The following is an 18,612-nucleotide window of genomic DNA, read 5'->3' on the forward strand; positions in this document are numbered from 1 at the left end:
TTAGGATGCCGCTGTCAACGACGAGAAACCACAGGAGGAAGTCATGAAGGAATTCCACTGCGGGACGCTGGTTCCCGGCTGCGACTGGCACACAAGGCACGAGGAAGAGGCCGAGGTGATGCGGCGCGCGGTCGAGCACATGCGCATCGACCATGGCGAGACGGTCATCCGCGAGACGATGATCGACGCCATCCGCTCGCGCATCGAGAAGCGGCGCGACGCCGCCTGAGGGCGCATCTGCGTGACGCGCTCATGGCCCGGCGGGAGGGAGGCTCCGGCCGGGTCCTTTCGGCGGAGAGGCAGATCGTCAAGCCCTCTCCGCGCGCCTCCGAGGCGTCTTGTCCTCATCGCGCTGCGCCGGATTCGATCCGGCAGGGCTTTGCTCAAAGGTATTGACTCTTAAGGCTTTCGGCCCGTTCGAGCAGCCCCGCCTTGTCGGGCGCGAAGCCGGCGTCGACCCAGGCCTCCTCCAGGTCGCGCAGCAGATTGCCCATCTTCGGACCTGCCGGGACGCCGATGGCGATCAGATCCGCCCCCGAAAGCGGGAACACCGGTGGGGTCCAGCCCGCGAGGAAGCGGCGCAGCCGCCAGTAGCCGCCGGCCTCCACCATTGCCGTGTCCTCGCCGGCGGCCCGCGCGCGGGCGCCGGCAAGGGCCAGCGCCAGCCGGTCGGCGATGCCGCCGCGGCCGGCCCGATAGGCGAGCCTGGCGAGTTCGCCCTCCACCATCGTCGGCGCGATCGACGGTGCCGCCGCCCAGGCGATCAGACGGTCGCGATCGGCATTGGAGGTCTTCAGCCGCAGCGCGAGTGCAGCGATCCGGACCGGATCCGGCGGCACGATACTGGCCAGCCGCAGCAGAGGGTCCGGCGCCCATCCGAGGTCGCGCTCGGCGGCGACGAGGCCGTGCACGGCGTCGATGCCCCATTTCTCGCTCTCGGGCAGGACGCGGGTCAGAACGCCGGACTGCCGCATCCAGAGCAGCGCCCGCGACGGATCGGCGGCCGACAGCAGCTTCTTCAGCTCCATCCAGACACGCTCCGCCGACAGTCCGTCGAGCCCCTCCTTCAGCCGCGCGCAGGCCTTCAGGCCGGCGGCATCGGGCCGGCCGGCACCGTAGCGGGCGAAGAAGCGGAAGAAGCGCAGGATGCGCAGATAATCCTCGCGGATGCGGTCCTCGGGATCGCCGATGAAGCGCAGCGTCCGGGTCCCGATGTCGGCGAGCCCGCCGACGAGATCGATCACGGTCCCATCGGCCGTCGCGTAAAGCGCGTTGATGGTGAAGTCGCGCCGCGCCGCGTCCTGCGACCAGTCGCGGCCGAAGCGCACCTTCGCGCGGCGGCCGTCGGTCTCGACGTCGGCGCGCAGCGTGGTGACCTCGTGCGGGACGCCGGCGGCGATGACGGTGACCGTGCCGTGCTCGTAGCCCGTCGGAACAGCCTTGAAGCCTGCGCGCTCGGCGCGGGCGATCGTCTCGTCCGGCAGGGTCGTGCTGGCGATGTCGATGTCGCCGGCGTCTTCGCCCAGAAGCGCGTTGCGCACCGCGCCGCCCGCGATGCGGGCCTCTTCGCCATCTGCGGAGAGCACGGCCAGCAGGCGCTGCAGCGCCTCGTCCTTCAGCCAGGGCGCGCGGTCGGCGATGGAGGCGGTGCTCACGCGTAGAGTCTTTCCCAGATGGTGCGGATGATGCCGGCGGTGACGCCCCAGATGTAGCGGTCGCCATGCGGCATCGTGTAGAAGAATCGCTCCTGCTCCTGCCAGACCCGGCTTTCGCGACGATGGTTGGCAGGATCCATCAGGAAAGAGAGCGGCACCTCGAAGGCGTCGTCCACCTCGTCGGCATTGATGGTAAGCAGGAAGCCCGGACGCACGACCGCCAGAACGGGCGCGATCCGGTAGCCGCTGCCGGTCACGTAGTCCGGCATTCGCCCGACGACCTCGATGAAGGCGCCGTCGAGCCCGATCTCTTCCTCCGCCTCGCGCAGTGCAGCATGGACTGCCGTCTCGTCCTCGGGATCGATCCGGCCGCCCGGGAAGGCGATCTGGCCGGAATGGCTGCGCAGCTTCTCGGTACGCTTGGTCAGAAGCAGCGTCGCATCTTCGCCGCGGTCGACGACCGGCACCAGCACCGCCGCGTCCCGCAGCGCAGCCGGCCGGATCAGGTGCGCGATCGACGGGTTCAGCACGTGATCCCCGAACTCTTCCGCATGCGGTGCCTGCTCGCGCGCGGCACGACGGCGGAAATCCGCGGCGGAGAAGGATCTGGTCAGCGCGGCATCCATGATCAGCGGCTGAGCCTTTCCAGCTCCGCGGCCGGCATGATGGGAAACACGCATCCCTTCGAACGGATGGAAAACATCGCCCTCCCGTCGACCTCGATCTCCTCGCCGTGCTCGACGAGTTCGTACATCACCGGCCGCGACACCAGAGCCTCCAGCCGGCCGCGCACCATGAGATAGGGCTTCAGTCCGCCGGTCTCCGGCTCGTCGACGAAACGGATCGGATGGTCCGGCCCGGCCTCCACGACGTCACCGACATTGGTGCGGAAGGTCATGATCCTGTCGCGGCCCTCGCCCGCGACGTCGACCTCCACCGCCACGAAAGGCGCGTCGACGACGCGGATGCCGACGCGCTCGACGGGAGTGACGAGATAGGTCCTGCCGTCCTCGTCCTTGCGCAGGACGCTCGAGAACAGCTGGACCAGCGCAGGCCGGCCGATCGGCGTGCCCATGTAGAACCAGGTCCCGTCGGCGCGGATCTCCATGTCGAGATCGCCGCAGAAGGCCGGATTCCACCGTTCGACCGGCGGCGGACCTTTTCCGGCCCGCGCCGCGCGCGAGACCAGTGCCGCCAATCCCGCCGGATCGGCAGCCGCCTTCAATCCGCCGCCTTCGCCGCCGTGGATGGGGGCGTCGCCGAGGTCGCTCTTGGATTCGTGTTCAGGGTCGGCCATGGTCACGAAATAGTCACTCCCGTTTCGCTTGTCAGCCTGCGGGGCTGATTTAAGTTCGGTTCCGTGAACACGCAGGGAAGGCGCGGATCGGGGGATCGACGGGGACAGGCGCTTGGTTCGCGGATACAGCAGAGGAACTCACGCATGGGCGTTATGGCGAAAGACAAGGCGATCAGTGATGCGGACATGATCGCCGAGGCGGAAGCCGCCCTCGCCGATCTCGCCCGGGTCCGGGAAGGTGTCGGCAAGGTGATCTTCGGTCAGGAGATCGTCGTCGAGCGGACCATGGTGGCGATCCTGGCCGGCGGCCATGCCCTGCTGGTCGGCGTGCCCGGACTTGCCAAGACGAAGCTCGTCGAGACGCTCGGGACCGTGCTCGGGCTGGACCCGCGCCGCGTCCAGTTCACCCCCGACCTGATGCCCTCCGACATCCTCGGCTCCGAAGTCATGGAGCAGGACGAGGCCGGGAAACGGTTCTTCCGCTTCCTGCCCGGGCCGATCTTCGCCCAGCTGCTGATGGCCGACGAAATCAACCGCGCCAGCCCGCGCACCCAGTCGGCGCTGCTGCAGGCCATGCAGGAATACCACGTCACCGTCGCGGGCGCCCGGCACGATCTGCCGGCGCCGTTCCACGTGCTCGCCACGCAGAACCCGCTGGAGCAGGAGGGCACCTATCCCCTGCCCGAGGCGCAGCTCGACCGCTTCCTGATGCAGGTCGACATCCTCTACCCCGAACTGGAAGCCGAGCGCCGCATCCTGCTCGAAACGACAGGCATGGCCGACGGCCGCGCCGAGAACGTGCTGTCGGCCGAGCGGCTGCGGGCGATCCAGACGCTGGTGCGGCGCATGCCGGTTCCCGAGAGCGTGGTCGAGGCGATCCTCACGCTGGTCCGCTCGGCGCGACCGGGCAGCGGAAACAAGGAGACCGACAAGCATGTCGCCTGGGGACCCGGCCCGCGCGCCAGCCAGGCGCTGACGCTCTGTGCCCGTGCCCGTGCCCTCTACGACGGGCGGCTGGCTCCCTCGGTCGACGACGTCCATGCCCTGGCGGAGCCGGTCCTGCAGCACCGCATGGCGCTGACCTTCGCCGCGCGCGCCGAAGGCATGAACGTCAGGGACGTCATCGCCCGCCTGGTGAAAGCATCCGCCTGATGGCCCGAATAGGCGAGCAGACCGCTCCGGTCACCACGCGCGACGCGCTGGCGCGCGGCAGGCTGCGGGCCTCGCTCGTTCCCGACCTCCTGGTCGACGCGCGCCGCATCGCCAACACGGTGATCTCCGGCTGGCACGGCCGTCGCCGGCGGGGCGTCGGCGAGAATTTCTGGCAGTTCCGTCCCTATGTCGAAGGCGAGGCCGTGTCGCGAATCGACTGGCGCCGCTCCGCTCGCGACGACCAGCACACCTTCGTGCGCGACCGCGAATGGGAAGCCGCCCACACGGTCTGGCTCTGGGCCGATCCCTCGCCGTCCATGCTCTACAAGTCCGCGTCGGCGAGCGTTTCGAAGGAATCGCGCGCGCTGGTGCTGGTGCTGGCGATGGCAGAGCTCCTGTCGCGCAGCGGCGAGCGCATCGCCTGGCCTAGCCTGTCGGATCCCTTTACGGCCCGCAACGGCGCCGAGCGTCTGGCGGCCGTGCTGGCCCAGGCCGCGGACGTGCCCGCGCGCCCCGATCTCCTTGGCATCCGCCGCTTCTCCGACCTCGTCGTCGCAAGCGATTTCCTCGACCCGGTCGAGGAGACGATGGAGTGGCTGGACGTGCTGGCAAGGCACGGCGTCCGCGTGCATCTGGTCGAGATCGCCGATCCGGCCGAAGAGACCTTCCCCTATTCAGGCCGGACCGAGTTCGTCGATCCCGAGACGCAGCAGAAATACACCGCCGGCCGCGCCGAGACGCTGTCGCAGGAATATCGCCGTCTCTACGTCGCGCGGCGCGAGGCTCTGATGTCCTGGAGCACCCGGCTCGGCTGGAGCTATACGGTCAACCACACCGACCGGCTCGCCTCCGAGGCGCTGGTCCGCCTGCACATGGCGATGTCGGGCGGCATCGGACAGGGAGGCGCGCGATGAGTTTCCTCGCCTTCGGCCAGCCGCTGGTCCTGTTCGGCCTGCTGGCGCTGCCTGTGATCTGGTGGCTCCTGCGGCTGACGCCGCCCAAGCCGCAGACCGAGGTGTTTCCGCCGCTGCGCATCCTGATGCGGGTGCTGAAGCCCGAGGAGACGCCGCACCAGAGTCCGTGGTGGCTGACGCTCCTGCGCCTCCTGATGGCGGCGCTGGTGATTTTCGCCCTCGCCGATCCGGTCTTCAATCCGCGCGAGCGCCTGCAGACGGGCGGCGGCGCGGTCGCGATCGTCATGGACAATGGCTGGGCGACCGCCGGCGACTGGGAGCTGCGCGTTGCCACCGCGGAGCGGCTGATCGCCGACGCCGGCGCCTCGGAAGCGCCGGTCATCCTCGCCTTCACGGCGGACAAGCCGAACGCCGAGATCGGCCCCTTCGACGCCGAGCAGGCCGTCGACCGTCTCCGCGCCGCCGAACCACGTCCCGTTCCGGTCGATCGCGCAAGCGTCTACGGCCGCGTCGCCGCCGTCATCGAGACGGCGCCCGGCGCCACCGTGGCGGTGCTGTCCGACGGGCTTGCCACCGCCGGCGACCAGGCAGCCTTTTCCGCCCTGCTCGGAGAGAACGCCGGCCGGCTCGTCTGGATCGAGCCCGACCGCCTGGCGATGGCAGGGCTGACGGCCGTCGACAACCAGCCCGAAGCCTTTCTCGCCACGGCGGTGCGCCCGGCCGGCGACCCCGCTCCGCGGCAGATCACGGGCGGCGCCTTCGACGATCGCGGGCGGCGTATCGCCGACACCGTCTTTTCCTTCGGCCCGGGGGAGACGACGGCCGTCGGCGAAATCCGCGTGCCGTTCGAACTGCGCAACGACTTCGCCGCCATCCGTCTCGACGGCGAGAGCCAGGCTGCAGCCGTGCGCCTCCTCGACGAGAATTCGAAGCGCCGCCGAGTCGGCCTGATCTCGCAGTCGGAGGCCGATCAGGCGCAGCCGCTGCTGTCGCCGCTCTACTACATCCGCCGCGCGCTGCAGCCCTTCGCCGACCTCGTCGAGCCGACGACACCGGACCTCGCCGAAGCGATCCCGCAGATCCTGGAGCAGAAGCCGGCGATGATCGTGATGGCCGACGTCGGCACGTTGCCGGACGATGCCCGCGACGCGCTGATCGAGTGGCTGAACGAAGGCGGGACGCTCGTCCGCTTCGCCGGATCCCGGCTCGCCGCGGCAGAGAACGATCCCGAACTGCTGCCGGTGCGTCTGCGCCTCGGCGAGCGCTCGATGGGCGGATCCCTGTCGTGGACCGAGCCGCAGGCCGTGGCGGAGTTCCCCGCGAGCGGCCCCTTCGCCGATCTGACGCCGCCGCGCGAGGTCTCCGTCGCCCGCCAGGTGCTGGCCGAGCCGACGCCCGATCTCTTCGAGCATACCTGGGCGAGCCTGGCCGACGGTACGCCGCTGGTGACGGGTGCCCGCCGCGGCGACGGCACGCTGGTGCTCTTCCACGTCACGCCGGAGGCGACATGGTCGAACCTGCCGATTTCCGGAAGCTTCGTGGAAATGCTGCGCCGGGTCGTGCAACTGTCGCGCAACCAGGGCGTCATCGACGCGTCCGGGCGCTCTGGTGAGCAGTCGCTCGCCCCCTATCGCATGATAGCCGCCAATGGGGCGCTGGTGCCGCCGCCGCCGGATGCAGAACCCCTCCCCGTGGGCGCAGGCGTCGTGCGGGGCGTCACCATCGCCAATCCGCCGGGGCTCTACGGCACCGACGAAGGCGTGGTCGCGCACAACCTGCTCGCCGCCGACGCGGTGCTCAGCCCGATCGTGCGGCCCGAGACGCCGTTGCCGGTCAGTGAATTCGCCTACGCTGCCGACGAGTCCCGCGATCTCAAGGGCCTGCTGGTCGCGCTCGCCCTGGCGTTGATGGTGCTCGACACGCTCGCCGTGTTCTGGATGGGCGGCATCTTCCGGCGCGGCGGCCGGATCGGCCGGCGACGGCAGGGCAGCGCCGCGGCGGGACTGATCGCGCTCGCCGCGCTCGGGCTCGTGCTTCCGGCGCCGGGACGGGCGCTGGCGCAGGACGCCGCCCCGGAAGGCGGAATGAACGACGTCGATGCGGTCGAGGCGATCTCCAGGACGCGCATCGCCTATGTGCTGACGGGCAATGCATCCGTCGATGCGGTCAGCCGCGCCGGACTGACCGGGCTGACACGGTTCCTGATCGAGAAGACCGCGCTGGAGCCGGGCGAGCCGGCGGGCGTCGACGTGGAGACAGACGAGCTCTCCTTCTATCCGCTGATCTACTGGCCGATCGACGAGACCGCGCCCATGCCGAGCGACGCCGCCGTCGCCCGCGTCGACGCCTATATGCAGCAGGGCGGAACGGTTCTCTTCGACACGCGCGACCAGTTCTCGACGGGCATCGGCCTGTCCGGTTCCGCCAGCCCCGCCACACGGCGACTGCGCGACATCGTCGCCGGTCTCAACGTGCCGCCGCTGGAGCCGGTGCCGGACGACCATGTGCTGACCAAGTCCTTCTATATCCTGCAGAACTTCCCGGGCCGCTACAATGGCAGTCCGCTCTGGGTGGAGGCTTCGCTCGACGCATCCAACATCGAGGAGCGACCGGTGCGGACGGGCGACGGCGTCTCGCCGATCATGATCACCGCCAATGATTTCGCCGGCGCCTGGGCAATCGATTCCAGCGGTGATCCGCTCCTGCCGACCGTGCCCGCCGACCCCATGCAGCGCGTCTACGCGCTGCGGTCCGGCGTCAACATCATGATGTACATGCTCACCGGCAACTACAAGTCGGACCAGGTGCACGTTCCGATCCTGCTGGAAAGGCTCGGCCAATGATCCGCTCCACTGGCGCCGCGGGGAGACCGACATGAACTGGTCCATCGCCTTCGAGCCGCTGCTCGACTGGACATGGCTCGGCGCCGTTCTCGTGCCGCTCGCTCTCCTGGCTCTCGCAGGCCTCGTGCTGCGCCAGCGCGGCGCGCCGTTCCGGGCGGCGGCGATGGCCGCGCTCGCGCTGGCCCTGCTCAACCCCGTCCTGCTCGACGAGGAGCGCGAGCAGTTGCAGAGCGTCGTGGCGATCGTCGCCGACCGCAGCCAGAGTCAGGAGATCGGTGACAGGGCCGCCACGACGGACGCTGCCGTCGAGGAACTGAAGGCGAGGCTCGCCCGCTTCCCGCAGTTCGACGTGCGTGTCGTCGAGGCCGGACGGGCGAGCGAGACCGAGGACCGAACCGAGACGCGGCTCTTCGGCGCGCTCGACAGCGTGCTGCGCGACGTGCCGCAGTCGCGGGTCGCCGGAGCGATCCTCGTCACCGACGGACAGGTCCACGACGTGCCGGCGCGCCTGGAGGGGTCGAACGCGCCTCTCCATGCGCTGATCACCGGCTCGGAGGACGAGCGCGACCGGCGCGTGCGCTTCGAGAACGCACCGCGCTTCGGCATCGTCGACCGGCCGCTCGCCATGACCTACCGCGTCACCGACACGGCCGGGGGCCAGGAGGCGGTCGACGTCCGTGTCAGCGTGAACGGCGAACAGGTGGCGGTTGAGACGGCGATCGTCGGCGAGGAGATGTCGCTCGAGATCATCGTGCCGGGCGCCGGGCGCAACATCGTCGAACTGTCGATCGACCGGCTGGACGGCGAGATCACCGACACCAACAACCGCGCCATCGCGCTGGTGGACGGCATCCGCGAGAACCTGCGCGTGCTGCTGGTCTCAGGCGAGCCGCATGCCGGCGAGCGCACCTGGCGCAACCTCCTGAAGTCGGATGCCGCCGTCGATCTCGTCCACTTCACCATCCTGCGGCCGCCCGAGAAGCAGGACGGCACGCCCATCAACGACCTGTCGCTGATCGCCTTCCCGACGCGCGAGCTCTTCGTCGAGAAGATCAACGACTTCGACCTGATCATCTTCGACCGCTACCAGCACCGCGACGTGCTGCCGATCCTCTATTACGACTACATCGCGGAATACGTGGAGAACGGTGGCGCGCTGCTGGTCGCGGCCGGGCCGGAATATGCCGGCGCCCAGTCGATCTCGCGCACGCCGCTGATGGCGGCGCTGCCCGGCCTGCCCACCGGACAGGTGATCGAGCAGGGCTTCTACCCGCGCCTGACCGAGACCGGGCAGCGCCATCCCGTTACGCGCGGGCTGGAAGGCTCCGGGCAGGAGCCACCTGCCTGGAGCCGCTGGTTCCGCCTGATCGGCATCGACCGTCCCGAGGGCCAGGTGGTCATGGACGGCCCGAACGACCAGCCGCTGCTCATCCTCGACCGCAAGGGCGAGGGCCGTGTCGGCATGTTCCTGTCCGACCAGGGCTGGCTCTGGGCGCGCGGCTTCGAGGGTGGCGGCCCGCACGTCTCGCTCTACCGGCGCATCGCGCACTGGCTGATGAAGGAGCCGGAACTGGAGGAGGAACGCCTCACCGCCTCCGGACGCGGCATGACGCTCGACATCCGCCGCCAGTCGATGAGCGACGACCCGGGCGTGGCCAGCGTCATCACGCCGGCCGGTGCGCGCATCGACGTGCCCTTGCAAGCCGAGAGCCCGGGCATCTTCACCGCCAGCACGGTCGTCGCGGACATCGGCCTCTACCAGGTGGCCAACGGCGATCTCGCCACGCTTGCCCATGTCGGGCCCGTGAACGCGCTGGAGTTCGCCGAAACCGTCTCGACGACCGAGGTGCTTCAGCCGCTGGCCGAGGCCACCGGCGGCAGCGTGCGGCGGCTGGAAGGCTTCGCCGGCGGCCTGTCGATGCCCGGTATCGTTCCGGTGCGCGCGACGGGCGCAACCGCGGGCCGAGACTGGATCGGGCTGCGCACGACCGAGGATTCGATCCTCCGGTCGGTCGACCGCGTGCCGCTGTTCGGCGGCTTCCTCGGTCTCGGCCTGCTTCTGCTGGCGCTTGGCTCGATGTGGTGGCGCGAGGGGCGGTAGAGACCGACCTTCAGCCCGCCGCAGCCAGGCGTCCGACGGCCGCCGCCGGCGCTGGCGCCACGCAATCGGCGTGCCGCATCTCGCCCGTCAGCGTCTCCAGCGCGCCGGCCTCGATCTCGTGGATCAGCAGCCGGCGGTAGTCCACCGGGCGCGGCATCGAAATCTGGCCGATCGGCACCTGCCGGAAGCCGAGGGGGCCGTAATAGGGCTCGTCGCCCACCAACATGACCGAGCACCAGCCGGTATTGCGCGCGGCGTCGATCGCAATCCGCACGAGCCTGCGGCCGATGCCGAGGTCCTTGTACGAGGGCCGCACGGCGAGCGGGCCGAGCAGCAGCGAACGTCCCTGCCCCACCGCGATGCGCGTCAGCCGTACCGTGGCGATCACGCGGCCGTCATGGGTTGCGACGAAGGACAGCGCCCGCTCGTGCGGCCCGCCCTCGCGGATCTTGTAGGCCGCGCGCGCGAAGCGTCCGGGACCGAAGGCCTCGGCGTTGATCTCCTCGATCTCATGGTCGTGCGCGGCCGTTTCGGCCAGATAGCTGATCTCGTGCATGGGATTCGTCCGTATCGTCGGGATGGATGCCGCAGGGGCGGCAAGACGCGAAACATCGGCGCCGGTCAGGCGCGGGCGCTCATTCGTCGTCGTGCGATACGGGTTGGGGACACGGTCGTTCCTCTCAGGCCTTGGCTCGCTACCATCATTTCACGGCATCGTCCATCGGCAATTGATTAAGTCGCTTCGTTCCATGGTGCCGGGTGACGAACTGTTCAGACCCCGGGCCGTTGGGGTGGGTGCGCAAGCTGCCTAGGTTAGGGCGGAGCGAAAGGGAGACGATCGATGGGATTGCTGGTCGACGGAACGTGGCAGGACAAGTGGTACGACACCTCGAAGAGCGGCGGGCGCTTCCAGCGCTCCGAATCGCAGTTCAGGGATTTCGTCACCACCGACGGCGTCCCGGGACAGGGCCGCACGCGCGGGTTCAAGGCGCAACCCGGCCGCTATCATCTCTACGTCTCCCTCGCCTGCCCATGGGCGCACCGCACCCTGATCTTCCGTGCGCTGAAGAAGCTCGAGGACGTGATCTCCGTCTCGATCGTCGACCATTTCATGGGCAAGGACGGCTGGACATTCGTCGAGCGCGACGGTTCCACGGGCGACACCCTGTACGGCTCGCAGTTCCTGCACCAGATCTACACTAGGGCCGATCCCGCCTATTCGGGCCGCGTCACGGTGCCGGTGCTGTGGGACAAGCAGGAGGAGACCATCGTCTCCAACGAATCCTCCGAGATCATCCGCATGCTGAACACGGCCTTCGACGCCTGGGGCGACGCGTCGGTGGATTTCTATCCCGAGCGGCTTCGCGGAGACATCGATGCCTGGAACGGGCGCGTCTACGGGGCGATCAACAACGGAGTCTATCGCTGCGGCTTCGCCACGACCCAGGAGGCCTACGACGAGGCCTTCGACGAACTCTTCGGCGCGCTGGACGCGGTGGAGGAGCAGTTGTCGAAGCACCGCTACCTGGCGGGCGACACCCTGACCGAGGCCGACTGGCGGCTGTTCACCACGCTGGTGCGCTTCGACCCGGTCTATGTCGGCCACTTCAAGTGCAATCTGCGCCGGATCGCCGACTACCCCAACCTCCGAAACTATACCCGCGACCTCTTCCAGGTGCCGGGCGTGGCCGAAACCGTCGATCTTCACCACATCAAGCATCACTACTACGGCAGCCACGAGACCATCAATCCGACACGCATCGTGCCGCGCGGGCCGGCGATCGACTATGCCCTGCCGCACGACCGCGACCGCTTCGACCGGACGGAAGCCGGCGGCACCGCCTACCAGTAGGGCGATGGCGGCAGACCCTCGAGCTGTTCGGCCAACCGCGCGCGCGTGGCGCGCGTGGTGCCCTCCGGCAGCGCGTCGAGGCGGAAGAACGCGCCTTCGGCGATCTCCTTGTCGGCGATTTTCGGAGCGGTCTGGTGAAAGTCGCTGACGACGTAGAGCGCGACATGGTCTCGGCGACTGGCGGCGCGGTTGTAGTACATCGCCGCCAGCCTCGGCGGACCGCGCATCTCGATGTTGCATTCCTCGATGAGTTCGTGCCGCAGCGCTTCCACCAGCGTCTCGCCCGTCTCGACACCGCCGCCCGGCAGCTGCCATCCCGCCACGTAGGTGTGCCGGACGAGGAACACGCTGCGTTCCGCTTCGTTGAAGACGAGCGCCCGCACGCCGAGCGTCATCGGCCGCCGCAGCAGGAACCAGACGTGGAACAGGCGTCCGCGCAGGCGCGCGAGCCGGCTGCGGCCGAATGGTCCGGCGTCGTCGGGGCGGCTCATCGCCGCCGCCATTCGCACTGGATCGCTCGCGATCCCTGTCCTAGAAGGTTGCGATGTTCCGTCTCGCGCATCTCTCAGACCTGCATCTCGGTCCCCTGCCGGATATCTCCTACCGCGAACTCGCCTCCAAGCGGATCACAGGCTACGTCAACTGGCAGCGGAACCGCCGCAAGGCGATCCACAACGGCGTGACCGACGCCCTGCTGCAGGACATCGCCCGGCATGGCGTCGACCACCTCGCAGTTACCGGCGACCTCGTCAACCTCGCGCTCGACGCCGAAATCGACGTCGCCCGCGAATGGCTGGCGATGGCAGGCGAGCCCGACCGCCTCTCGGTCGTGCCGGGGAACCACGACGCCTACGTTCCGGGCGCGCTTCACAAGGCCTGCAGGGCCTGGCGGCCCTGGATGACCGGCGAGAAGACGCCCGTTCGCCTCAGCGAATCCGGCTTTCCCTACCTGCGAACCTGTGGCGACGTGGCGCTGATCGGGGTTTCGTCCGCTCATGCCACGGCACCGTTCCTGGCGCTCGGCACCTTCCGGGAGGAACAGGCCGCGGGTGTGGCCACGCTGCTCGACATCGCCGCCGCGCGCGGCCTCTTCCGGATCGTGATGATCCATCATCCTCCGGTGCGCGGCCTCACCACGGCCCACAAGCGCCTCTACGGCATCGGACTGTTCCAGAAGATCGTCGCCCGGCACGGCGCCGAACTCGTCCTGCACGGGCACACGCACGACCCGACCCTGTCGTGGATCCGCGGCAAGGGTCACCGCGTGCCCGTGCTGGGGGTCACCGCCGCGGGCCAGGGAACTGCCGGGGAAAAGCAGCCGGCACAGTACAATCTCGTCGAGATCGACGGCAAACCCGGCGCCTGGCGCGTGATGCATTCGCGCCGTGGCATCAGAGGCCAGTTCCCGGTCCTGAAAGTCGAGGGAGGGACGCCGACGGATCTGTTCGCGTCGCCTCAGTTCGACGCGAAGTAGGCGGTGATGCGATCGTAGTAGACGGCCGCGAGCACGGCGAGGCCGGCGAGCGCGCCTGCAAGGACCACTCCCGCGCCGGAAAGGAAGGCGCGCAGCCGCCCGGGGCGCGGCGCCATCCGGTATGGCCTTTCCTCCTCCCTCAGCTCTTCCTCCGCATCGTGGCCCCGGCTTGCATAGGACAGGAGCGAGCCCCCCTGCCGGCCATCCCGGGGCGGCGGCGGGACGTCGCCGTGCGCGCTCTGCCGCCCGCGGCCGCGCGATGCAGACCGGAACGATCCATCATTGGCCGGCGCGCGGTCGCGCTGCGCCAGCACCGGTTCCACGGGACCGTCGAGCCAGCGCTGCCGCTCGACCATCCGCTCGGCGATGTAGCGGGTGACCTGCTGCGCCACGGGCCGCATGTCGGTCGATTCGGCGAGCACGATGCGGCCCATCCGCGTGTCGCGGACGAAACGGTAGGTCCGGCGGTCGCGGCCCATGGCGACATGGCTGACCGCGTCGATCCAGAGCCGCGGCTGCAGCCCGGAGGAAATGGCGAAGTCGAAGAGGATCTCCTCGTCGGGCACTTCGGCGAAGACGGGCGCCAGCTCCTGCGCCAGCAGTTCCAGCCGCATCCGGGCGGCCTCGCGCATGTCGACGACGACGTCCTCGCGCTCGGCCGCCGCGATCCTGATCTCGCGGATCGCCTGCGAGAGCCGTCCCTGGCGGTCAGCGACGCTGTCCCTGTCGTTCATCCGATGGCTCCACGCGCCTGCACACAATTAACCGAACGTTAACACAGCCGCACCGGCGAACAAAAGGCGAATTCGCGGCATCGTAAACGCACGGGCAGAAGGAGGCAGTGCACGGTTTCAACTTCGTCCTCCCCCGCCTATCTTGGGAGTCGGGAAACGGACGGAATCGACGATGGCACTGGCGGATCGCGTGGGGACGGCAATCGCGGGCCGGAGGATGCGTCGGCGCGTGAACTTTCCGCGGCTGCTCGACGAGACGTTCCGCAGCCACGAGCGGGAAGGCCGCAAGCTGCAGTTCCGCGGCCGCACCTTCTCTCTGCTCGTAGCCTTCGTCCTGACCTACTTCATCGTCCCCTACCCCGAAGCCTATTTCTACCAGGGGACCATGCTGCTCTTCATCCTGACGGGCTTCATTCCGACATGGCTCGACAGGCGCGGCTGGCTGCGCGAATGGCACCCCTACATGTTCGTGACGCTCGACTTCGTCGCCCTCACCTTCATGATCGTCGTGCCCAATCCGCTGGCGCCACCCGACCTGCCGCCGCAGATGATGCTGCATTTCGACACCTCGCTCTATCTGTTCCTGCTCCTGTCGAGCCTCGCCTTCGCCGACAGCCCGCGCCTCGTCATCTGGGGCGGCATCGTCGGAGCGGTCGGCTGGACCCTTGGCGTCGCCTGGCTGGCCTCCCTGCCGGACAGCATCGTGATCTGGCCAGGCAATGGCGCCATCGGGCTGAACGACGTTCAGACGCGGCTGCGCATCATCGGCACGCCGACGACGGTCGACCTCGGCGTCATGCTGCAGACGGTCGTGATCTTCCTCATCGTCTCCCTTGTGCTGGCGGCCGGCGTGTCGCGTTCGCGGCGCCTGGTCTGGCGTTATGCGGTCATCGAGCGCCAGCGCCTCAACCTCGCCCGCTACTTCCCGCCGGCCACCGTCGACCAGCTGGCGCGCGAGGACGAGCCGCTGCAGCACATCCGCGAGGTCAGGGCAGCGATCCTGTTCGCTGACCTCGTCGGCTTCACGCGCTGGTCGGAGCGGCACACGCCGGCTCAGACGATCGCCATGCTGCGGGAGGTTCACGGGCTGCTCGAGGAAGCGGTGTTCCGGCACGGCGGCACGCTCGACAAGTTCATCGGCGACGGCGTGATGGCGACTTTCGGAACCCCCGAACCGACGTCGAAGGACGCCCTCAACGCGTTCAGGTGCGTCAAGGCGATCCTCGACGACTTCGCCCAGCTGAACGCGCGGCGGATCGGCCGCGGCGAGGAGCCGATCCAGATCGCCGTGGGCGCGCATTACGGCTCGGTCGTCGTCGGCAACATCGGCACCGACCGGCGGCTGGAACTGGGCGTCATCGGGGACACGGTGAACGTCGCCAGCCGGCTGGAGGAACTGACACGGCTCCTCGGCCGTGCGGCCGTCGTCAGCGGCGACCTCGTGTCGGACATGCGGCGCGAGGATGCCGAGGCAGCCGAGTCGCTGCTGGCCGGCTTCGACGATCTCGGCGGCAACCAGCTCGACGGCCGGCGACAGGACGTCGTCGTCTGGGCGAGCGCGCAGACTCTGCTGACGGCGGAGAGCCGTTCGCGCTGGGCGCGTTCGGCCTAGGGGTGCGCCGGTCCCACGGCCTCGGCGCCGGTCTCTCGACGATGGCGCCGCTCCGTTCAGGGACAACCGGGAGCGGCGACAGCCGAAGCTGTGCGGATTGCTGTGACGGAACGCATCGCCTTCAGGAGCGCAGCGACCTGCGGATGGCGCGGATGACCGGTTCGGTGGCTTCTTCCAGCAGCATGTGTCCCTTGCCCGGCAACGTCTCCAGCGCCATTCCGGCCGGCAGTCCCGTCGTCTGCCGGTATGGCAGGACGGAGTCCTCGGTGCCCCAGAGCACCCTGGTCGGCATGGCCAGCGTCGCCAGCGTGTCGCGCGGGATCTCGCCCTGGCGTTCGCCCCTGGTGATGAGGGCACCGATCTCGATCAGTTTCTCGCGCTGCCCGGGAACGGCCCGAACCGCCATCAGGCCCGCGACGTATTTGGTCGGCATCGGGAAGCCGCGCGCCGACATCTCGTTCATGCAGGCACGCAGTTCGTCGGCGTTGGTCGCCGCCGCATAGCGCCGGAGCAGGTCGAAATTGATCTCGGGGCCGAAGCCGCCCGGCGCGATCAGGGTGAGCGACGCGACCGCCTCGGGCGCCCGCAGTGCGGCGAGCACCGCGATCGCGCCGCCCATGGAATGGCCGGCGAAATGCACCCGCGAGAGGCCGCGGGCGGCGAGATCGGCCAGGATCGCCTTTGCCGCCACATGCGCGGATCCGGCCCCGGGATAGGCCAGGGACCGCCCGTGCCCCGGCAGATCATAGGCAAGCACCCGCGCGCCGGCGGCAAGCGCCGGCTGGATGTCGTACCAGCCGTCGTGATGACCGCCGAAGCCGTGCAGCAGGACGACCGTCTCCGGTCCCTTCCCCTGCACGCGCGCATGGATGTCAGTGGTCATCCGTCCCCTCCCCGGGATGATGCGTGGCTAGGCAGCTTCCTGCTTCGCCAGGATCCGGTTGGCTGCCGACACGACCGCCTCGAGCGACGCGGCGACGATGTTGGTGTTGATGCCGGCGCCGAAAAGTTTGCCGCCCGGATGCTCCATTTCGAGATAGCTGATCGCGGCCGCGTTCGACCCGCTCTGCATGGAGTGCTCCGAATAGTCGAGCACCGTCATCGGCACGCCGATGTGGCGCGACAGCGCGTCGACGAAGCCGTCGATCGGACCGGTCCCCGAGCCCGAGATCGTCATCTCTCGGCCGCCGTCCAGGATCGTCGCCTCGACGATGCGCCTGCCCTTCGCCGCCGTGTCCGGATAGGTGTGGTGGTCGACGAATTTCAACCGCCCGCCCGGCTGCGCGACGTAGAGTTCCAGGAAGCGATCGTGGATGCGCTTCGACGACAGTTCCTTGCCCTCCGAGTCGGTGATGGCCTGGATGTCCTTGGAGAACTCCACCTGCAGGTTGCGCGGCAGGTTCAGCCCGTAATCGGCCTGCAGGATGTAGGCGATGCCGCCCTTGCCCGACTGCGAGTTGATGCGGATGATCGCTTCGTAGGTGCGGCCGACGTCCTGCGGGTCGATCGGCAGGTAGGGAACCTCCCACAGTTCGGTATTGGCCTTCGCCTTGGCCTTCATGCCCTTGTTGATGGCGTCCTGGTGCGAGCCGGAGAAGGCGGTGTAGACCAGTTCGCCGACGTAGGGGTGCCGCTCCGGCACCGGCATCTGGTTCGAATATTCGAATACGTCCTTGATGCGGTTGATGTCGCTGCAGTCGAGCAGCGGGTCGACGCCCTGGGTGTACATGTTGAGCGCCAGCGTGACGACGTCGACGTTGCCGGTGCGCTCGCCATTGCCGAACAGCGTGCCTTCGACGCGGTCGGCGCCGGCCATCAGGCCGAGTTCCGTCGCCGCGATGCCGGTGCCGCGGTCGTTGTGCGGATGCAGCGAGACGATGATGCTGTCGCGGTTGTCGAGGTTGCGGCACATCCACTCGATCTCGTCGGCATAGATGTTGGGCGTCGACATCTCGACCGTCGCCGGCAGGTTGAGGATCAGCCGGTGCTCGGGCGTCGGCTTCACGATCTCCGCGACCGCGTTGCAGATTTCCAGCGCCACCTCCAATTCGGTGCCGGTGAAGCTCTCGGGCGAATATTCGAAGCGGTAGCCGCCGCCGGCCTTCGCTGCCATGTCGGTGATCATCTTGGCCGCGTCGGTTGCGATCTGCTTGATGCCGCGCACGTCCTTCTCGAACACGACGCGCCGCTGCAGTTCGCTTGTGGAATTGTAGAAGTGCACGATCGGCGTCCTGGCACCCTGGAGCGCCTCGAAGGTGCGGGCGATCAGTTCGGGCCGGCACTGGACCAGCACCTGCAGGTCGACGTCGTCGGGAACGTTGCCTTCCTCGATGCACCAGCGCGCAAAGTCGAAATCGGTCTGCGAGGCCGACGGAAACCCGATCTCGATCTCCTTGAAGCCCATGTCGAGCAGCAGCGCGAACATGCGCGACTTGCGGTCGTGCCCCATCGGATCGACGAGCGCCTGGTTGCCGTCGCGCAGGTCGACCGAGCACCAGATTGGCGCCTTCTCGATGCGCTTGCCGGGCCAGGTGCGGTCAGGCAGGTTGATCGCCGGATAGGGATGATACTTGCGCGGCGCGTCGGGCATGCCCCGGGCGGGGTGCTGGCGGGCGAAGGTTTCGGGCTTGTTCATGGTCGTTGCTCCCGCGCTGCCGGACCGTCAGGCCGGTGCGCTCTTATCACGGATTTGCTGAAATGCGAGTGTCGGGAGCACGGCGCGTCGGCGTCGATTCGATCGCCGGGCGCTCCCTGTCAGCGGACCCGGCGATCGCCGATAAGACCGAGAAGAAGCAGCGTCGAGGACAGCGCACGCAGCGTCTCGCCGGCGAAGAACCGGGCGGACGAGGCTTTGGCGTGGATGCGCGTGGACGACATGACGGTGCGTATAGCGGGCTCAGCGGCGCGTGGCAAGGAGGGATTGCGACGGACGCGGCGGCGGCGCGGTGTCGAGTGGCTGCGACAAGCGCTGTTCGATG

At 68.7% G+C, this 18,612-nt stretch carries 16 protein-coding genes; 8 read left to right on the forward strand and 8 right to left on the reverse strand.

Going from position 1 to position 18,612, the window contains the following annotated elements:
* Positions 1 to 43: 43 nt before the first annotated feature.
* The gene (locus IAI54_RS10400; protein ID WP_187972271.1) at positions 44 to 229 is read left to right on the forward strand and encodes a DUF1059 domain-containing protein; all 186 of its coding nucleotides are present in this window, start codon (positions 44 to 46) and stop codon (positions 227 to 229) included.
* A gap of 154 nt (positions 230 to 383) precedes the next feature.
* On the opposite strand, the gene IAI54_RS10405 is transcribed toward IAI54_RS10400, so the two are convergent.
* From IAI54_RS10405 to IAI54_RS10415, 3 genes are read right to left on the reverse strand one after another with little or no spacing between them, the layout of a single operon-like run.
* Positions 384 to 1,655 carry a CCA tRNA nucleotidyltransferase gene (locus tag IAI54_RS10405; RefSeq protein WP_187972272.1) on the reverse strand — a complete coding sequence of 424 codons (1,272 nt, stop codon included), beginning with the start codon at positions 1,653 to 1,655 and terminating at the stop codon, positions 384 to 386.
* The gene (locus IAI54_RS10410; RefSeq protein WP_187972273.1) at positions 1,652 to 2,281 is read right to left on the reverse strand and encodes a CoA pyrophosphatase; all 630 of its coding nucleotides are present in this window, start codon (positions 2,279 to 2,281) and stop codon (positions 1,652 to 1,654) included. The genes IAI54_RS10405 and IAI54_RS10410 overlap by 4 nt, the downstream gene beginning before the upstream one ends.
* A gap of 2 nt (positions 2,282 to 2,283) precedes the next feature.
* Entirely contained in the window at positions 2,284 to 2,952 is a 669-nt protein-coding gene (locus IAI54_RS10415) for a DUF1285 domain-containing protein (protein ID WP_187973106.1), read from the reverse strand.
* Positions 2,953 to 3,096: 144 nt separating this feature from the next.
* Between IAI54_RS10415 and IAI54_RS10420 the strand changes: the two genes are divergently transcribed.
* From IAI54_RS10420 to IAI54_RS10435, 4 genes are read left to right on the forward strand one after another with little or no spacing between them, the layout of a single operon-like run.
* Entirely contained in the window at positions 3,097 to 4,104 is a 1,008-nt protein-coding gene (locus tag IAI54_RS10420) for an AAA family ATPase (protein ID WP_187972274.1), read from the forward strand.
* The gene (locus tag IAI54_RS10425) at positions 4,104 to 5,018 is read left to right on the forward strand and encodes a DUF58 domain-containing protein (RefSeq protein WP_187972275.1); all 915 of its coding nucleotides are present in this window, start codon (positions 4,104 to 4,106) and stop codon (positions 5,016 to 5,018) included. The genes IAI54_RS10420 and IAI54_RS10425 overlap by 1 nt, the downstream gene beginning before the upstream one ends.
* Entirely contained in the window at positions 5,015 to 7,861 is a 2,847-nt protein-coding gene (locus IAI54_RS10430) for a DUF4159 domain-containing protein (RefSeq protein WP_187972276.1), read from the forward strand. The genes IAI54_RS10425 and IAI54_RS10430 overlap by 4 nt, the downstream gene beginning before the upstream one ends.
* A 31-nt stretch (positions 7,862 to 7,892) precedes the next feature.
* On the forward strand, positions 7,893 to 9,962 hold the full coding sequence (locus IAI54_RS10435; RefSeq protein WP_187972277.1) for a hypothetical protein: 2,070 nt from the start codon (positions 7,893 to 7,895) through the stop codon (positions 9,960 to 9,962).
* A gap of 10 nt (positions 9,963 to 9,972) precedes the next feature.
* On the opposite strand, the gene IAI54_RS10440 is transcribed toward IAI54_RS10435, so the two are convergent.
* Entirely contained in the window at positions 9,973 to 10,518 is a 546-nt protein-coding gene (locus IAI54_RS10440) for a GNAT family N-acetyltransferase (protein WP_187972278.1), read from the reverse strand.
* A 285-nt stretch (positions 10,519 to 10,803) separates the two neighbouring features.
* Between IAI54_RS10440 and IAI54_RS10445 the strand changes: the two genes are divergently transcribed.
* The gene (locus tag IAI54_RS10445; protein WP_187972279.1) at positions 10,804 to 11,814 is read left to right on the forward strand and encodes a glutathione S-transferase family protein; all 1,011 of its coding nucleotides are present in this window, start codon (positions 10,804 to 10,806) and stop codon (positions 11,812 to 11,814) included.
* On the opposite strand, the gene IAI54_RS10450 is transcribed toward IAI54_RS10445, so the two are convergent.
* Positions 11,805 to 12,305 (reverse strand): NUDIX domain-containing protein, encoded by a 501-nt coding sequence (locus IAI54_RS10450; protein ID WP_187972280.1) that lies wholly within the window; start codon positions 12,303 to 12,305, stop codon positions 11,805 to 11,807. The two genes, IAI54_RS10445 and IAI54_RS10450, sit on opposite strands and share 10 nt — an antisense overlap.
* A 53-nt stretch (positions 12,306 to 12,358) precedes the next feature.
* Here IAI54_RS10450 and IAI54_RS10455 point away from each other — a divergent pair, with 53 nt between their 5' ends.
* The gene (locus IAI54_RS10455; protein ID WP_187972281.1) at positions 12,359 to 13,288 is read left to right on the forward strand and encodes a metallophosphoesterase family protein; all 930 of its coding nucleotides are present in this window, start codon (positions 12,359 to 12,361) and stop codon (positions 13,286 to 13,288) included.
* Here IAI54_RS10455 and IAI54_RS29285 read toward each other — a convergent pair.
* Complete coding sequence (locus tag IAI54_RS29285; protein WP_420838273.1) at positions 13,270 to 14,022, reverse strand: hypothetical protein; 753 nt, start codon at positions 14,020 to 14,022, stop codon at positions 13,270 to 13,272. The genes IAI54_RS10455 and IAI54_RS29285 overlap by 19 nt on opposite strands.
* Positions 14,023 to 14,251: 229 nt before the next feature.
* Between IAI54_RS29285 and IAI54_RS10465 the strand changes: the two genes are divergently transcribed.
* Positions 14,252 to 15,634, forward strand: coding sequence for an adenylate/guanylate cyclase domain-containing protein (locus IAI54_RS10465; protein ID WP_187972282.1), 1,383 nt, complete (start codon positions 14,252 to 14,254; stop codon positions 15,632 to 15,634).
* Between the two features lie 121 nt (positions 15,635 to 15,755).
* On the opposite strand, the gene IAI54_RS10470 is transcribed toward IAI54_RS10465, so the two are convergent.
* Entirely contained in the window at positions 15,756 to 16,517 is a 762-nt protein-coding gene (locus IAI54_RS10470; RefSeq protein WP_187972283.1) for an alpha/beta fold hydrolase, read from the reverse strand.
* A gap of 27 nt (positions 16,518 to 16,544) precedes the next feature.
* Positions 16,545 to 18,224, reverse strand: coding sequence for a 2-isopropylmalate synthase (gene leuA / locus IAI54_RS10475; protein WP_187973107.1), 1,680 nt, complete (start codon positions 18,222 to 18,224; stop codon positions 16,545 to 16,547).
* Positions 18,225 to 18,612: the final 388 nt, after the last annotated feature.

The organism is Aquibium microcysteis (assembly GCF_014495845.1).
GTDB classification, from domain to species: Bacteria; Pseudomonadota; Alphaproteobacteria; order Rhizobiales; family Rhizobiaceae; genus Aquibium; species Aquibium microcysteis.

Coding starts and splice junctions, on each gene's coding strand:
- leuA (WP_187973107.1), bottom strand. CDS start 18,224: ATGCCCGACGCGCCGCGCAAGTATCATCCCTATCCGGCGATCAACCTG.
- IAI54_RS10410 (WP_187972273.1), bottom strand. CDS start 2,281: ATGGATGCCGCGCTGACCAGATCCTTCTCCGCCGCGGATTTCCGCCGT.
- IAI54_RS10425 (WP_187972275.1), top strand. CDS start 4,104: ATGGCCCGAATAGGCGAGCAGACCGCTCCGGTCACCACGCGCGACGCG.
- IAI54_RS10415 (WP_187973106.1), bottom strand. CDS start 2,952: ATGGCCGACCCTGAACACGAATCCAAGAGCGACCTCGGCGACGCCCCC.
- IAI54_RS10400 (WP_187972271.1), top strand. CDS start 44: ATGAAGGAATTCCACTGCGGGACGCTGGTTCCCGGCTGCGACTGGCAC.
- IAI54_RS29285 (WP_420838273.1), bottom strand. CDS start 14,022: ATGAACGACAGGGACAGCGTCGCTGACCGCCAGGGACGGCTCTCGCAG.
- IAI54_RS10470 (WP_187972283.1), bottom strand. CDS start 16,517: ATGACCACTGACATCCATGCGCGCGTGCAGGGGAAGGGACCGGAGACG.
- IAI54_RS10420 (WP_187972274.1), top strand. CDS start 3,097: ATGGGCGTTATGGCGAAAGACAAGGCGATCAGTGATGCGGACATGATC.
- IAI54_RS10430 (WP_187972276.1), top strand. CDS start 5,015: ATGAGTTTCCTCGCCTTCGGCCAGCCGCTGGTCCTGTTCGGCCTGCTG.
- IAI54_RS10445 (WP_187972279.1), top strand. CDS start 10,804: ATGGGATTGCTGGTCGACGGAACGTGGCAGGACAAGTGGTACGACACC.
- IAI54_RS10455 (WP_187972281.1), top strand. CDS start 12,359: ATGTTCCGTCTCGCGCATCTCTCAGACCTGCATCTCGGTCCCCTGCCG.
- IAI54_RS10450 (WP_187972280.1), bottom strand. CDS start 12,305: ATGAGCCGCCCCGACGACGCCGGACCATTCGGCCGCAGCCGGCTCGCG.
- IAI54_RS10435 (WP_187972277.1), top strand. CDS start 7,893: ATGAACTGGTCCATCGCCTTCGAGCCGCTGCTCGACTGGACATGGCTC.
- IAI54_RS10440 (WP_187972278.1), bottom strand. CDS start 10,518: ATGCACGAGATCAGCTATCTGGCCGAAACGGCCGCGCACGACCATGAG.